The organism is Micromonospora sp. WMMD1102, from assembly GCF_029626265.1.
Classification (GTDB): Bacteria; Actinomycetota; Actinomycetes; order Mycobacteriales; family Micromonosporaceae; genus Plantactinospora.
Map to the genome: position 1 here is coordinate 4,405,001 of NZ_JARUBN010000001.1, position 14,225 is coordinate 4,419,225.

A 14,225-nucleotide genomic window follows, 5' to 3' on the forward strand; every position below is an offset into this window, starting at 1 on the left:
GAGGAACTCCGCCGCCGACATCTCACCGGTCCAGTCCAGGTTGTTGACCGGGCGTGCGGCGTTCTCCCCGTCGTACGACACGAACGGGGCGAGCTGTCGGCGGATCCGCTCGACCCAGCTCGCCACCACCTCGGGACTGTTCAGCGTCCGCTCCCCCCGCTCGTTCGGGTCACCGATCAGGCCGGTCGCCCCGCCGACCAGCAGCAGCGGGCGGTGCCCGGCCTGTTGCAGCCGACGGGCGGTGAGCACCTGCAACAGGTTGCCGATGTGCAGGCTCGGCGCGGTGGGGTCGAACCCGACATAGAACGTCACCGGTGCGGAGTCGAAGTGCTCCGCCAACTCGGCGGGATCGGTCGAGTCGAAGAGGAGACCCCGCCACCGCAGGTCCTCCAGCGGAGACTCCCCGCCGGCGGACGCGGCGGAAGGAAGGCTGCTATCGGTCACGGTGCAGATTCTCCACCATGCCGACACGCCGGCCGTACCCGGTTTACCGCTCCGGCGGGCGCACGGCGCCGGGGCGTTGACGGGACAGGACGGCGGACGGCACGCTACCCGGGTCAGGTCGCCACAAATCCCCCGACCCCGTGGAGGCGTACCCGTGACCGTGCCGCACCAGACCCGCCACCCGGCAGCCGACCCCGCCGCCGACCCGGACGGCGGCCTGGTGCACCTGCGCCGGGCCGGGGTCAGCCTGCTGCTGGACGGGACCGATCCCGGCATACCGGTGGTGCCGCACTGGGGTGCCGACCTCGGGCCACTGTCCGCGCCGGAACTCGCCGACCTGGCCGCCGCGCTGCGCCGGCCGGTCCGGTACGGCAACCCGGAGGGCCGGCCGGTCGGCATCCTGCCGGAGCACACGTACGCCTGGTTCGGCCCGCCCGGCCTCGCCGGGCACCGCGCCGGCCGCGACTGGTCGCCCCGGTTCCACCGCACCGACCTGCGGGTACGGGACGACCGGGCCGACTCGACCGCCTCGGTCGTGGTGACCGCCACCGACCAGGCCGCCCGGCTCGACCTGGTGATCGAGATCGAACTCGACCCGGCCGGACTGCTCCGGCTCCGGGCCGAACTGGCCAACCCGCCGGACGCCGAGCCCTACCAACTCGACGGGCTGCTGCTCGGCCTGCCGGTGCCACCGCAGGCGGACGAGTTGCTCGACCTGACCGGCCGGTGGTCCCGGGAACGCGCGCCGCAGCGGAGCCCGTTCACGGTCGGCAGCCGGTCCCGGGAGAGCCGCCGGGGCAAGCCCGGCCTGGACGCGTCCCTGCTGATGGTGGCCGGTACGACCGGCTTCGGCTTCCGCTCCGGCGAGGTCTGGGGCGTGCACCTCGGCTGGAGCGGCAACCACCGGCTGCACGCCGAACGGACCCCGGACGGGGAAGCGCTGCTGGCCGCCGGCGAACTGCTGCTGCCCGGCGAGATCGCACTGGCACCCGGCCAGCGCTACCGGACGCCCTGGCTCTACGCCTCGTACGGGCAGGGGCTGGACGAGATGTCGGCCCGCTACCACGCCCACCTGCGACGTACCGCGCGGGCCCGGCAGCCCCGCCCGGTCCTGGCGAACACCTGGGAAGCCGTCTACTTCGACCACGACCTGAACCGGCTCACCGCACTGGCCGACGCCGCCGCCGAGGTCGGAGCGGAGCGGTTCGTCCTGGACGACGGCTGGTTCCTGGGCCGGCGCGACGACCGGGCCGGGCTCGGCGACTGGCACGTCGACCCGACCGTCTGGCCGGACGGGCTGCATCCGCTGGTCCGGCACGTCCGCGGGCTGGGGATGGAGTTCGGGCTCTGGGTGGAGCCGGAGATGGTCAACCCCGACTCGGAACTGGCCCGCGCGCACCCCGAGTGGATCCTCGCCACCGGCGGGCGGCTGCCCCGGCCGGCCCGCTGGCAGCAGGCACTCGACCTGACCCGCCCGGAGGCCTACGAGTACGTGCTCGGGCGGCTCGACGCGCTGGTCCGGGAGTACGGCCTGGACTACCTGAAGTGGGACCACAACCGGGACCTGCTCGACGCCGGCCACCAGCCGTCGGGCCGGGCCGGGGTGCACGGGCAGACCCTGGCGGCCTACCGGCTCCTCGACACGCTGCGCGAACGGCATCCCCGACTGGAGATCGAGTCGTGCTCCTCCGGCGGCGGCCGGGTCGACCTCGGCATCCTGGAGCGGACCGACCGGATCTGGGGCAGCGACTGCATCGACGCCCTGGAACGGCAGTCGATCCAGCGCTGGACCCAGCTCCTGCTGCCGCCGGAGCTGATCGGCTCGCACGTCGGCGCGGGCCGGTCGCACACCACGGGACGTACCCACGATCTCGCCTTCCGGGCCGGTACCGCCTTCTTCGGCGGCTTCGGCATCGAGTGGGACCTGATCGGGGCCAGCCCGGCGGAGCGTCAGGAGCTTGCCTGGTGGGTGGCGCTGTACAAGCGGCACCGCGCGCTGGTGCACGGCGGGACGGTGGTCCGGGTCGACCATCCGGATCCCGCGCTCTGGGTGCACGGGGTGGTCGCACCGGACCGGTCCGAGGCGATCATGGCGATCGTCGCCACCGCGACCGGCCGGACCGGCAACCCCGGGCCGGTCCGGCTGCCCGGCCTCGACCCGGACCGCGGCTACCTGGTCCGGGCGCTCGCGCCCGAGGACGCCGCCCGCACCCTGCCGGCGCCGCCGGCCTGGGCCACCGCTCCCGGGGTACGGCTGACCGGGCGCGGCCTCGCGCACGCCGGCCTACAGGCCCCGCCGATGCGTCCGGAGCAGCTCGTGCTGATCCACCTCGACGGCCGGTGACAGGTCGACGGCCGGTGACAGGTCGACGGCCGGTGGCAGGTCGACGGCCGGCCGCAGGTCAGTTGCCCGGCACGGTGACCAGGCCGGTCCGGTAGGCCACGATGACGAGCTGGGCGCGGTCCCGGGCGTGCAGCTTGCCGAGCAGCCGCCCGACGTGCGTCTTCACCGTCGCCGGGCTGAGCCGCAGGTGGTCGGCGATCTCGGGGTTGGACAGGCCCCGCCCGATCAGGGTCAGCACCTCCCGCTCCCGCTCGGTGACCCCGGTCAGCTCCCGGGCCACCGGGCGGTCCGGTTCGGGCAACCGGGCGAACTCGGCGATCAGCCGACGGGTCACGGTCGGGGCGAGCAGTCCCTCACCGGAGGCGACCACCCTGATCGCGGTCAGCAGGTCCTCCGGCGGGGCGTCCTTGAGCAGGAAGCCGCTGGCACCGGCCCGGATCGCCGCGTAGACGTACTCGTCGAGGTCGAAGGTGGTGAGGATGAGGACCCGGACCTGACCGGCGGCGGGTGACGCGGCGATCCGCCGGGTCGCCTCGATACCGTCCAGTTCGGGCATCCGGACGTCCATCAGCACCACGTCCGGGCGCTCCCGCTCGGCCAGTTCCACCGCCGCCGCGCCGGTGCCGGCCTCGCCGACCACGGTCAGCCCCGGGGTCGTCTCGATCAGCACCCGGAAACTGCCGCGCAGCAGCGCCTGGTCGTCGGCGATCAGCACCCGGACCGTCCCGTCGGTCACCGGCCCGCCCCGCCCGGCTCGATCGCCGTCACCCGGTCACCGGCCAGCCGGTCACCCGGCAGCCCGGCAGCGCGGTCCGACACGCTCGCCGCACCCGCACCCGCTACCGTCGCCACGTCCGCTACCGTCGTCGCGCCCGGAACCGTCGCCGCGCCCGGAACCGTCGCCGGGGTGGTCGTCGCCTCGGCTGCGGGCGGGTACGGCAGCCGGGCCGAGATACGGAACCCGCCGTCGTCGGTCGGTCCGGCCGCGAAGGTGCCGCCATACAGATGGACCCGCTCACGCATGCCGATCAGGCCCTGACCCTTGGGATCGGCGGGCCGGACCGGACGACCGGGCTCGTTGCACACCTCGATCCGCAGCTCGGCACCGGCGACCGTCACCGCGACCCGGCAGCGCACCGGCCCGGCGTGCTTCACCACGTTTGTCAGCGCCTCCTGGACGATCCGGTACACCGACCGGCCGACGTCCTCCGGCGGCTCCGCCCCGGCCGGCACCTCGAGCGCCAGCTCGGCGGCTATCCCGGCCGCTGTCGCGCGGTCGAGCAGGGCCGGCAGGTCCGCCAGGCCCGGCGCGGGAGCGAAGTCGACAGGCGTGCCGGGTGCACCGCTACGCAGCACGCCGAGGGTGCGGCGCAGCTCCGCCAGGGCGCCTCGGCTGGTCGCCTCGATGTCACGCAGCGCGTCCCGGACCTCCTGCGGCCGGGACTCCGCGACGTGGTTCGCGACCGCCGCCTTCACCGTGATCACGCTCATGCTGTGCGCCACGATGTCGTGCAGTTCCCGACTGATCCGGAGCCGCTCGTCCACGGTCGCCTGCCGGGCCAGTTCCGCCGCCGAGCGGGCGGTGTAGGCGCGCCGCTCGCGTACCGCCCGGCCGAGGATCCAGGTCGCCATCAGGAGCAGCAGCAGGAAACCGAGCCCGGCGACCGCCTCGTCCCAGTCCGAGGTCTTCGGCACGATCACCGGCGCCGAGCCGGCCAGCACTACCAGCAGTACCGGCACCGAGCGGCGCAGCGGAGTGGCCAGCGCCACCTGGTAGAGCGCGCAGGCGATCGCCAGGAACACCGCCGACGAGGCGTAGACCGGCACCACCTCCACCAGTACGGCGCCGTACGCGCCGAGCGTCACCACCGCGAGCACCGGTACGGGCCAGCGGCGGCGTACCGCGATCGGGGCGGTGATGACGACCGTGCAGAGCAGGGAGAGCCAGACCGGCTCCCGGACCAGCGGATCGGGGTACCCGGTCGCCGCGGGCGGGTCGGCGGCGGCGTAGCCGCAGGCCAGTGCCAGGCCGAGGGCCGCCAGCACGTCGAGGGCGATCAGGTCGCCGCGACGCAACCGGCGGGTGAGCAGCGGACGCGGATGGGCGGCGGTCATCTCTCGACGGTAGCGGTCGGCCGGTGTCGGGCGCGTCCACCCGGAGCGGGTCATCCTGCGGTCTGATCGGCCGGGCGGCACCGCGTCCGGGTAGCCCGCTGGGCGGGACCGGAAGTGACGGCTCCGCTCCGATGTGCCGGGACGGCCGATGCCCGATCTTCGACAGAATGACACGACGACGACTCGACGGAACACCGCAGCCCGGGGGCACGGCACGAGCAGGCGAGACGGCACGAGCAGGCGGGACGGGGCGGCGGGAGGGGGCGGCGCGACCGGACGGGGCGGCGGAGCTGACCACCGCGGTACGGCTGCGCGAGGTCAGCCGGGCCTACGGTGCCGGGGCCGCCCGGGTGACCGCGCTGGACGGGGTCACCGTCGACTTCGACCGGGGCACCTTCGCCGCCGTGATGGGGCCGTCCGGCTCCGGCAAGTCCACCCTGCTGCACTGCGCCGCCGGGCTGGACCGGCCGACCGGCGGCACGGTCACCATCGACGGCACCGACCTCGGCACCCTCGGCGAGACCGCGCTCACCCTGCTGCGCCGGGCCCGGGTCGGGTTCGTCTTCCAGTCGTACAACCTGGTGCCGGCGCTGACCGCGGCGCAGAACGTGGCGCTGCCGCTGCGGCTGGCCGGCCGTCGGCCCGCCCCGGCCGACCTGGACGCGGCGTTGGCCGAGGTCGGCCTGACCGGACGGAGCCGGCACCTGCCGGACGAACTCTCCGGCGGCGAGCAGCAGCGGGTGGCGATCGCCCGCGCGCTGATCAGCCGGCCGGCGGTGCTCTTCGCCGACGAGCCCACCGGCGCGCTCGACAGCCGGACCTCCCGGGACATCCTGCGGCTGCTGCGCGACCTCGTCGACCGGCACCGGCAGACAGTGGTGATGGTGACCCACGACCCGGTGGCCGCCGCGCACGCCGACCGGCTGGTCCTGCTGGCCGACGGCCGGGTGGTGGACGAACTCGGCGGCCCGCTGACGGCGGAGACCATCGCCGCCCGGATGGCCCGGCTGGAGCCGGCATGCTGACCGTCGCCGCGCTGCGCGCCCGGTGGACCGGGCTGCTCGGCCCGTTCGTCGCGCTCTGCCTCGGGGTGGCACTGATGTCGATGACCGCCCTGGTCCTGGTCTCCGCGCAACCCCGGGTGCCGGACCGGTACGCCGGGGCGGAGGTGCTGGTCCTCGCGCCCGAGGTGCAGGGGATCCCGGGCACCTTCCCGGAGCGCCGCCCCTGGTCACCGGCGCGGACCGCCGAGCTGACCGAGCGGCTGACCGCGCTCGACGGGGTGACGGCGGCGGTACCCGACCGCTCGTTCTACGCCCAGGCGGTCGTCGGCGGACGGCCGATCGGCGAGCCCGCGCTGGCGGACCCGCAGGGGCACGGCTGGTCGAGCGCGGCACTGGCGCCGTACCGGCTGGTGGCGGGGAGCCCGCCGGTCCGGCCGGACGAGGTGGTGCTGGACCGGGCGCTCGGGTTCGCCCCCGGCAACCGGGTCACCCTGCTGACCGCCACCGGACCGGCCGAGCACACCGTGGCCGGCACTGTGGACGGTCCCGGCTTCTACCTGGCCGATCCGGTCGCGGCGCCACTGGCCCGGGGAGTACGGCTGATCGGCCTGGTACTCGCCGACGGCGCCGACCCGGCGACGGTACGGTCGGCCGCCGAGCAGGTCGTCGCCGGGAACGGCACGGTGCACACCGGTGCCGACCGGGCGGCGGCCGAACCGCCCCGGCACACCCGGACCCGCTGGATCGGCATGCAGGTGCTGACCGGGATGACGACGCTTGCCGGGTTCGTCTCGATCTTCGTCGTCGCCTCCACCTTCGCGTTCGGGGTCGCCCAGCGGCGCCGGGAGTTCGGGCTGCTGAGAACCGTCGGCGCCACCCCGGGCCAGCTCCGCCGGCTGATGTACGCCGAGGCGCTGGCGGTCGGTGCCGTCGGGGCGGCCGTCGGGGCGGTACTCGGCAGCGTCTGCGCGCCGGCCTTCGGTGCCCTGCTTGTCGACGCCGGTTTCCAGCCGACCGGGTTCCAGGTCCGGGTCGAACTCTGGCCACCTGCCGCGGCGTACCTGGTGGGGCTGGTCGTCGCCCTGCTCGGGGTCTGGTCGGCGTCCCGCCGTGCCGGCCGGGTGCGCCCGCTGGAGGCGCTGCGGGAGGCGGTACTGGACCGGCGCCCGATGACCCGGCTCCGCTGGGCCGGCGCGATCGGGAGTACCGCGCTCGGGGTGCTGCTGACCGTACTGCTGGTGGGGGCGGAACCGGACGACATCGTGAACTACGCGCTCTACGCGGCGATGGCGTTGACCGCCGGGCTGGCCCTGTTCGCCCCGGTACTGGTGCCGCCGCTGACCTACGCGCTCACCTGGCCGCTGGACCGGCTCTCCGGCGCGACCGGGATGCTGGTGCGGCGCAACGCGCTGACCGCGGTGCGGCGTACCGCGTCGACGTCTGCGCCGATGCTGCTGACGGTCGGGTTCGCGGTGCTGATCGCCGGCTTCGTCGCCACCACCGCCGGCGCGTACGCGAGCCGGGACAGCGCGGCGATCCGGGCCGGTTCGGTACTCGTCCCGGACGGCACCCCGGGGCTGTCGGACGCGGCGGTGGCGGCCGTGCCGGGCACCGCGCTGCTGCCCAGTACCGTCTACGCCGATCCTCCGCCCGGCACCGCCCCAACTTCTCCGCCCGGCACCGCCCCGACTTCTTCAGTTGGCACCGCCCCGACCGTCGGAGTCACCCTGCCTGCCGGAGTGGCTCGGCAGGGTGGCGGCGCAGGGGTGCCGGTCGCCGTCGCCGGGGTGGAGCCGGCCGGGTTCGCCCAGGTGAACGGACGCCTGCGGGTGCTCTCCGGAGACTTCGCCGCCTTCCGGGGACCGGACAGCGCGGTGGTGACGGCCGGACTCGCCGAGCGGCTGGGCTGGTCGGCCGGGGGTCTGGCGGTGCTCGATCTGCCGGACGGCACCGCTGGACAGGTCCGGGTGGCGGCGGTGGTCGACGACGGCTCGATACCGGCGGAGCTGCTGCTCGCCCGGGAGGTCGTCCGGGCGCACGACCCGTCGGCACTCACCGAGGCGGTGTTCACCCCGATGGCGGCTACCGGCCAGGACGGCGGAGCCGACCACCCCGCGCTCGGGGCCCGGCTGGTCGGTGTCGCCGAGTACGCGGCGGAACGGGACGCGGCCGAGGACCGGCTGGTCCGGCTGGCCACGCTGATCCTGATCGCGGTCTCGGCCGGTTACACCGCGATCGCGCTGGCGAACACCCTGTTGATGGCGACCGTGCACCGGGCCAGGGAGCTGCTGGTGCTGCTCCGCTCCGGCGCCACCGTCCGCCAGGTGCTCGGCACGGTGGCCGCCGAGTCGGCCCTGGTGGTGGCGATCGGCACCGCGCTCGGCCTGCTGGTGTCGACGGTCGCGCTGCTGGCGATCCAGTCGGCGCTCGGCGAGCAGTTCGGGGTGCCGGTCGAGCTGGTGGTGCCCGCTCCGACGATCGGGCTGGTGGTCTCCGGCTGCCTGTTGCTGGCCCTGGCCGCCAGCGTGCTGCCGGCCCGACTGATCCTGCGGGCTGGTCCGGGCGCCGGTGCGGGGTACCGGGTGGAGTGAACCCGCACCGGCCGGCCGGTAACTGGATGCTGACCGGATGACACCGCCGGATGACACCGCCGGATGGTGACCGGCCGGCGCCGATGGGTGGAGGGGTTGGCGGGTCGATCGGACCTGGGCCGGGCAGTGGGGTTGACTCGCCCGGATCACCGGCCCACAATCCCTATGGGTTAGCTGGGGAATTGCCGCAACGGTGCACGACTCCCCAGCACCCCCGTACCAACACCGGTACGACCCGTCGTCCGAACTGTCGGCGCCGGCTCCGACCGGAGCGCCTCGTCCGCCAGCCCCGGACAGGCCCCCTCGACCACCTCCCGGGAAGGAAGTCCCCCGTGCGAAAACTTCTGCTCCTCGCCCTGGTCGGGCTCGGCGCGCAGCTCGTCGACGGCAGTCTGGGCATGGCGTACGGCGTCACCTCCACCACCCTGCTGCTGGCGATCGGCACCAACCCGGCGGCGGCCTCCGCCACCGTGCACCTGGCCGAGATCGGCACCACGCTCGCCTCCGGTGCCGCGCACTGGCGGTTCGGCAACGTCGACTGGAAGGTGGTCGCCAAGATCGGCATTCCGGGGGCGGTCGGCGCCTTCGCCGGTGCCACCTTCCTGGCCAGCCTCTCCACCGAGGTGGCCGCGCCGGTGATGGCGCTGCTGCTGCTCGCCCTGGGGATCTACATCCTGGTCCGGTTCACCGCCGCCGGCATCCCCCGGGACCGCCTCGGCCAGCCGCTGCGCAAGCGGTTCCTGGCCCCGCTCGGTCTGGTCGCCGGCTTCGTCGACTCGACCGGCGGCGGTGGCTGGGGGCCGGTCGGCACCCCGGCGATCCTGGCCAGCGGCCGGATGGCGCCCCGCAAGGTGATCGGCTCGATCGACACCAGCGAGTTCCTGGTGGCGGTGGCCGCCAGCATCGGCTTCCTGGTCGGCCTGGGCAGCGAGAACGTCAACTTCGGCTGGGTGCTGGCACTGCTGATCGGCGGCGTGGTCGCCGCGCCGATCGCCGCCTGGCTGGTCCGGCACATCCCGCCCCGGATCCTCGGCTCGGCGGTCGGCGGCGTGATCATCCTGACCAACACCCGCTCCCTGCTCCGCAGCGACTGGATCGACGCCCCGGACGGTGTGCGGTACTCCGTCTACGCGGTGATCTACCTGGTCTGGGCGCTCGCGCTGGCGTACTCGATCCGGCAGTACCGGGCGCACCGGGACCGGGAGACCGTCGAGGCGATCGATGCGGCGGCACCGGCCACCGAGAGCGAGTCCAGCGAGAAGAGTTCGGCACCGACCCCGGCCTGAACCGGAACCGGGCAGCCCATCGGACCCCGGGGACCGGCGGGCCCCCGAAAGCCGGAAGTACCCGATCAGACAGTCGGCGGCGGCCACGACCTCTCCGGTCGTGGCCGCCGCCGACTGTCTGCTGCCCCCTGCGCGCCCGGCGCCTACTGTGCCGAGAGGACGTCCACGACGAACCGGAGCGGCCCCCCGGGTGCGCCGTTGCTCGGGTTCTCGCCGTAGGCGAGGTCCGCCGGGATGTCGAGTTGCACCCGGCTGCCCACCTTGACCCCGACCAGGCCCTGGTCCCACCCGGGGATAACCGCGCCGACGCCGATCTGCACCGGGAACGGCTCGCCCCGGTTCCACGAGGCGTCGAACTCCTTGCCGTCCCGGTAGGTGACGCCGACGTAGTTGACCGTGATCGTCTGCCCGGCCCGCACCGCCGGGCCGGTCCCCTCGACCAGCGGGTCGACGGTGAGCTTGCCCAGCTCACCGCTGCCGGCCTCGACGGTCGGCCGCTGCGCCAGCCGGGGATCCAGGTCCGCCTCGGGGCGGGACGGCGCTTCCGGGCTCTCCGGCGCACCGGTCGGGGCCGGCGGGGCGGTCGGTTCGGCGGCCGGCTCGGTGCTGGTACTCGCGGCCGGCGCGGTCGAGGAGGTCGGCTTTCCGTCCATCAGCTGCGGCAGCACGACGACGGCGGCGACACCGAGCCCGGCCAGGACGATTCCGATGGTCCCGCCGGCCACCCGCTGCACACGGGCCCGACTCGCGGCAGCCTGCGCCGCGGCCGCGTCCGCCGCGGCCCGGCGCTCCTGCTTGGTGGGGCGCCGCTGGCTCGTCGACCCCGGCTGCTCGGGGCTCTGGACCGGATCACTCATCTGATCTTGCACTCCTCGGAAGGGATGTCGAGTAGGGGCGGGACGCCGTCGGCCCGTCGAACGGCTCCGCACACCGTACCCGCGTCGATGCTGCCGACCGAGGCTCGGTCCCGCCGGCACCGGCTGGTGACGGCGGAGCTGGGTGACGCGACGGGAGGAAAATCCTCTTTGTCGGTTTCACCCTCGGCTGTCCAGCAGGCTCGCCCCCGGGGAGCGGCCACCAGGTCTTCGACGGCAGCGACCTATCGCGCCGACGAGTTCTCCGGATGGCCGCCGAGCCGCTGGTGGTCCCGGATGATCTCGGCGTAGCGCAGTCCGCTCGCCTTCATCGTCCGGCGCTGGGTGGCGTAGTCGACGTGCACCAGCCCGAACCGCTTGTCGTAGCCGTACGCCCACTCGAAGTTGTCCAGCAGCGACCAGTGGAAGTAGCCGTCCACCGGTACTCCCCGGGCGGCTGCCGCCGCGACCGCCGCGACGTGCTCCTCCAGGTACGCCGTCCGCTCCTTGTCCTCGATTCCGCCCTCGGCGGTGACACTGTCCGGCCAGGCCGAACCGCTCTCGGTGACCAGGATCCGGCCCGGGGCGTACCGTTCGGTCACCGAGACCAGCAGTTCCTCCAGCCCGGTCGGGTACGCCTCCCAGCCCATCGCGGTCTGCACCGAGCCGGGCACCGGAACCTGCCGGGCGTACGGCACCGGTCCGTCCGGGTCGTCGACGATCACCTGCCGGAAGTAGTAGTTCAGCCCGAGGAAGTCGGTCGGGGTGGCGATGCACTCCAGGTCGCCGGGGCGGACCGGCGGCTCGACGCCGTACACCCCGAGCATGTCGGCCGGGTAGCCGCGCCCGTAGAGCGGGTCCAGCCACCAGCGGTTGATGTGCCCGTCGGCCCGGACCGCCGCCGCCACGTCCTCGGGCCGGTCGCTGCCCGGCTCGCACGGGCTCGGGTTGAGCACGATGCCGACCGAGGCCGGCCGGCTCGCCGCCGCCCGGACCGCGGCCGTGCCGAGCCCGTGCGCGAGCAGGGTGTGGTGGGCGGTGGCGACCGCCCGGCCCAGGTCCTGCTCGCCGGGTGCCATCCGGCCGTCCAGGTGGCCGATCCAGGCCACGCAGAGCGGCTCGTTCACTGTCACCCAGTCGGTGACCCGGTCGCCGAGCGCTCCGGCGACCACCGAGGCGTAGTCGGCGAACGCCTCGGCGGTGGACCGCGCGGGCCAGCCGCCCCGGTCCTGCAACGCCTGCGGCAGGTCCCAGTGGTAGAGCGTGACCAGCGGCCGGATCTCGGCGGCCAGCAGCGCGTCGACCAGCCGGTCGTAGAAGGCCAGCCCGGCCGGGTTGACCCGGCCGGTCCCGGCCGGCACCACCCGGGGCCAGGCCACCGAGAAACGGTACGCGTCCACGCCGAGCCGGCGCATCAGCGCGACGTCCTCCGGCCAGCGGTGGTAGTGGTCGCAGGCCTCATCGCCGGTGTCGCCGTTGTCGACGTTCCCCGGCAACCGGCTCCAGGTGTCCCAGATGGACGGGCTGCGGCCGTCCACCCCGACGGCCCCCTCGATCTGGTACGCGGCCGTGGCGACGCCCCAGGTGAAGTTCGGCGGCAACTTGGACAGATCCGGCACTGGTCGACTCTCCTTCAGGTGGTTCGGAGCGTGATGACCGTGCTGGTCACAGCCCGAGATGGACGTGCTGCTGCGGACGGGGACATCTGCTGCGGACGGGACGGAACGCTCACCTACTTGACCGCTCCGGCGGTCAGCCCGGCGACGAAGTACCGCTGAAGGGCGAGGAAGCCCACCACCACCGGGATGCTCACCACCACCGAGGCGGCCATCGCCTGGTTCCAGTAGACGTTGTACTGCGTCGCGTACCCCTGGAGGCCGACGGCGAGGGTCCGGCTGTGCTCGTCGGTCATCACCGAGGCGAAGAGCACCTCGCCCCAGGCGGTCATGAAGGCGTACACGGTCACCGCGACGATGCCGGGCACGGCGGTCGGAAGGATCACCTGGAACAGCGTGCGCAGCGGCCCGGCGCCGTCGACCTGGGCCGCCTCGTCGAGTCCGCGCGGGATCGAGTCGAAGTAGCCGACGAGCATCCAGATGGAGAACGGCAGCGAGAAGGTGAGGTAGGTGATGGTCAGGCCGAGCCGGCTGGCGTACAGCTCGATCCCGGTGACGTTGCCCAGGTTGACGTAGATGAGGAAGAGCGGCAGCAGGAAGAGGATGCCGGGGAACATCTGCGTGGAGAGCACGGTGACCGAGAAGAGCTGCCGGCCGCGGAACCGGTAGCGGCTGATCGCGAAGGCGGCGAAGATGGCGATCGCCACCGAGACCACGGCGGCGGCGCTCGCCACCAGCAGGCTGTTCAGCAGGTACCGGCCGAGCGGCACCGTCTGCCACATGTCCACGAACGGCTGGAAGGTGACCCGGCTGGGCAGCCAGGTGAAGGGGCCCTGCACGTCGCGCAGCGGCTTGAGGCCGGAGCTGAGCATCACGTACAGCGGGGTGACGACGAAGAGGGTCAGCAGGCTGAGCACGATCCGGCGGGCCCAGCGTTCACCTGTCGACTCACGCATGCTCTCTCCTGCGGTTGGTGACGAGCAGGTAAACGGCGGTGACGACGAGCAGGAACAGCAGCAGTGCCACCGACATCGCCGAGCCGAGGCCGAAGTTCCAGGTGACGAAGGAACTCTGGTAGATGTGGATGGAGATCAGGTCGGCCTGCCGGGGCGCGGAGCCGCCGAAGAGCACGTACGGGGTGTTGAAGTCGTTGAAGGTCCAGAGGAAGAGGACCAGCAGCAGCACCTGGTTGACCGGCCGGAGCATCGGCAGGGTGACATCGCGCAGCCGTCGCCAGAAGTTCGCGCCGTCGATCGCGGACGCCTCGTAGAGTTCCGGCGGCACGTTCTGCAAGCCGGCCATCAGGCAGAGGAAGGCGAACGGCCAGGACTTCCAGACCGAGACGACGAGCAGGGCGACGAAGCTGTTCCCGCCGATCAGCCAGAACGGCGGGTCGGCGCCGTCGACCAGGCCGAGCTGGTCGAGGGCGTGGTTCACCAGGCCGGTGTCCCGCTGGAACATGAAGGTCCAGGTGATCACGGCGGTGTAGACCGGCAGCGCGTACGGGGTGAGGAAGAGGGTACGCAGCAGCGCCCGGCCCCGGAACGGTCGTTGCAGGAAGACCGCGGCGGCCAGCCCGAGCATCCAGGAGAAGCCCACCGACAGCGTGGTGTAGAGCGCGGTGACCCAGAACGAGTGCAGCAGGTCCTTGCCGGTGGCGGAGCCGAAGTCGAAGGTGACCCGGTAGTTCGCCAGCCCGGCGAAGGGCGCGGTGGACCAGTCCCGGATGTGGAACTGGGTGAGTTCGAGCAGGCTCATCCAGACCCCGACGAGCATCGGGACCACGTGGATGCCGAGTTCGAGCAGGGCGGCCGGGACGAGCAGCAGGTACGGCAGGTACGACCGGCGTACGGGGCGACGCGCGGGCCGGTCCGGCGGGTCGTCCCCGGCCGGCTCGCCGGCGGGCCGGACCGGGCCGGGCGGCATGGTGGTGGTGGCCATCGGATCCTCTCAAGGTGGACCGTGGAGGGG

At 73.6% G+C, this 14,225-nt stretch carries 11 protein-coding genes (1 of these 11 cut by a window edge); 4 read left to right on the forward strand and 7 right to left on the reverse strand.

Annotation, left to right across the window (positions count from 1 at the left end):
• On the reverse strand, nucleotides 1-444 hold the beginning of the coding sequence (gene tyrS / locus O7626_RS19655) for a tyrosine--tRNA ligase (protein ID WP_278062624.1). 858 nt of this gene lie to the left of the window's left edge; the window shows 444 of its 1,302 coding nt (coding positions 1-444); it begins with the start codon at nucleotides 442-444; its stop codon lies beyond the left edge, outside the window.
• A gap of 154 nt (nucleotides 445-598) precedes the next feature.
• Here tyrS and O7626_RS19660 point away from each other — a divergent pair, with 154 nt between their 5' ends.
• A complete protein-coding gene (locus O7626_RS19660) occupies nucleotides 599-2,788 on the forward strand; it encodes an alpha-galactosidase (RefSeq protein ID WP_347404801.1) in 2,190 nt (729 codons plus the stop codon).
• Nucleotides 2,789-2,846: 58 nt separating this feature from the next.
• On the opposite strand, the gene O7626_RS19665 is transcribed toward O7626_RS19660, so the two are convergent.
• Both O7626_RS19665 and O7626_RS19670 read right to left on the reverse strand, forming a co-directional pair.
• Nucleotides 2,847-3,524, reverse strand: a complete 678-nt coding sequence (locus O7626_RS19665) for a response regulator transcription factor (RefSeq protein ID WP_278062625.1) — start codon at nucleotides 3,522-3,524, stop codon at nucleotides 2,847-2,849.
• Entirely contained in the window at nucleotides 3,521-4,903 is a 1,383-nt protein-coding gene (locus tag O7626_RS19670; protein WP_278062626.1) for a sensor histidine kinase, read from the reverse strand. Before O7626_RS19670 ends, O7626_RS19665 begins: the two co-directional genes overlap by 4 nt.
• Before the next feature lie 167 nt (nucleotides 4,904-5,070).
• Here O7626_RS19670 and O7626_RS19675 point away from each other — a divergent pair, with 167 nt between their 5' ends.
• The 3 genes from O7626_RS19675 (at nucleotide 5,071) to O7626_RS19685 (ending at nucleotide 9,784) form a co-directional block, all read left to right on the forward strand.
• Nucleotides 5,071-5,928: an ABC transporter ATP-binding protein gene (locus O7626_RS19675; RefSeq protein WP_278062627.1), complete on the forward strand. Its 858-nt coding sequence runs from the start codon at nucleotides 5,071-5,073 to the stop codon at nucleotides 5,926-5,928.
• On the forward strand, nucleotides 5,922-8,498 hold the full coding sequence (locus O7626_RS19680) for an ABC transporter permease (protein ID WP_278062628.1): 2,577 nt from the start codon (nucleotides 5,922-5,924) through the stop codon (nucleotides 8,496-8,498). The genes O7626_RS19675 and O7626_RS19680 overlap by 7 nt, the downstream gene beginning before the upstream one ends.
• 332 nt (nucleotides 8,499-8,830) lie before the next feature.
• Complete coding sequence (locus O7626_RS19685) at nucleotides 8,831-9,784, forward strand: sulfite exporter TauE/SafE family protein (RefSeq protein ID WP_278062629.1); 954 nt, start codon at nucleotides 8,831-8,833, stop codon at nucleotides 9,782-9,784.
• Between the two features lie 143 nt (nucleotides 9,785-9,927).
• On the opposite strand, the gene O7626_RS19690 is transcribed toward O7626_RS19685, so the two are convergent.
• The 4 genes from O7626_RS19690 to O7626_RS19705 all read right to left on the reverse strand — a co-directional run bounded on the left by O7626_RS19690 (nucleotide 9,928) and on the right by O7626_RS19705 (nucleotide 14,195).
• Nucleotides 9,928-10,641 carry an FKBP-type peptidyl-prolyl cis-trans isomerase gene (locus tag O7626_RS19690; protein WP_278062630.1) on the reverse strand — a complete coding sequence of 238 codons (714 nt, stop codon included), beginning with the start codon at nucleotides 10,639-10,641 and terminating at the stop codon, nucleotides 9,928-9,930.
• 242 nt (nucleotides 10,642-10,883) lie between these two features.
• The gene (locus O7626_RS19695; RefSeq protein WP_278066215.1) at nucleotides 10,884-12,248 is read right to left on the reverse strand and encodes a GH1 family beta-glucosidase; all 1,365 of its coding nucleotides are present in this window, start codon (nucleotides 12,246-12,248) and stop codon (nucleotides 10,884-10,886) included.
• 122 nt (nucleotides 12,249-12,370) lie between these two features.
• Nucleotides 12,371-13,210, reverse strand: a complete 840-nt coding sequence (locus tag O7626_RS19700) for a carbohydrate ABC transporter permease (RefSeq protein ID WP_278062631.1) — start codon at nucleotides 13,208-13,210, stop codon at nucleotides 12,371-12,373.
• A complete protein-coding gene (locus tag O7626_RS19705; protein ID WP_278062632.1) occupies nucleotides 13,203-14,195 on the reverse strand; it encodes a sugar ABC transporter permease in 993 nt (330 codons plus the stop codon). The genes O7626_RS19700 and O7626_RS19705 overlap by 8 nt, the downstream gene beginning before the upstream one ends.
• Between the last annotated feature and the right edge of the window lie 30 nt (nucleotides 14,196-14,225).

Coding starts and splice junctions, on each gene's coding strand:
- O7626_RS19705 (WP_278062632.1), bottom strand. CDS start 14,195: ATGGCCACCACCACCATGCCGCCCGGCCCGGTCCGGCCCGCCGGCGAG.
- O7626_RS19690 (WP_278062630.1), bottom strand. CDS start 10,641: ATGAGTGATCCGGTCCAGAGCCCCGAGCAGCCGGGGTCGACGAGCCAG.
- O7626_RS19670 (WP_278062626.1), bottom strand. CDS start 4,903: ATGACCGCCGCCCATCCGCGTCCGCTGCTCACCCGCCGGTTGCGTCGC.
- O7626_RS19680 (WP_278062628.1), top strand. CDS start 5,922: ATGCTGACCGTCGCCGCGCTGCGCGCCCGGTGGACCGGGCTGCTCGGC.
- O7626_RS19675 (WP_278062627.1), top strand. CDS start 5,071: ATGACACGACGACGACTCGACGGAACACCGCAGCCCGGGGGCACGGCA.
- O7626_RS19700 (WP_278062631.1), bottom strand. CDS start 13,210: ATGCGTGAGTCGACAGGTGAACGCTGGGCCCGCCGGATCGTGCTCAGC.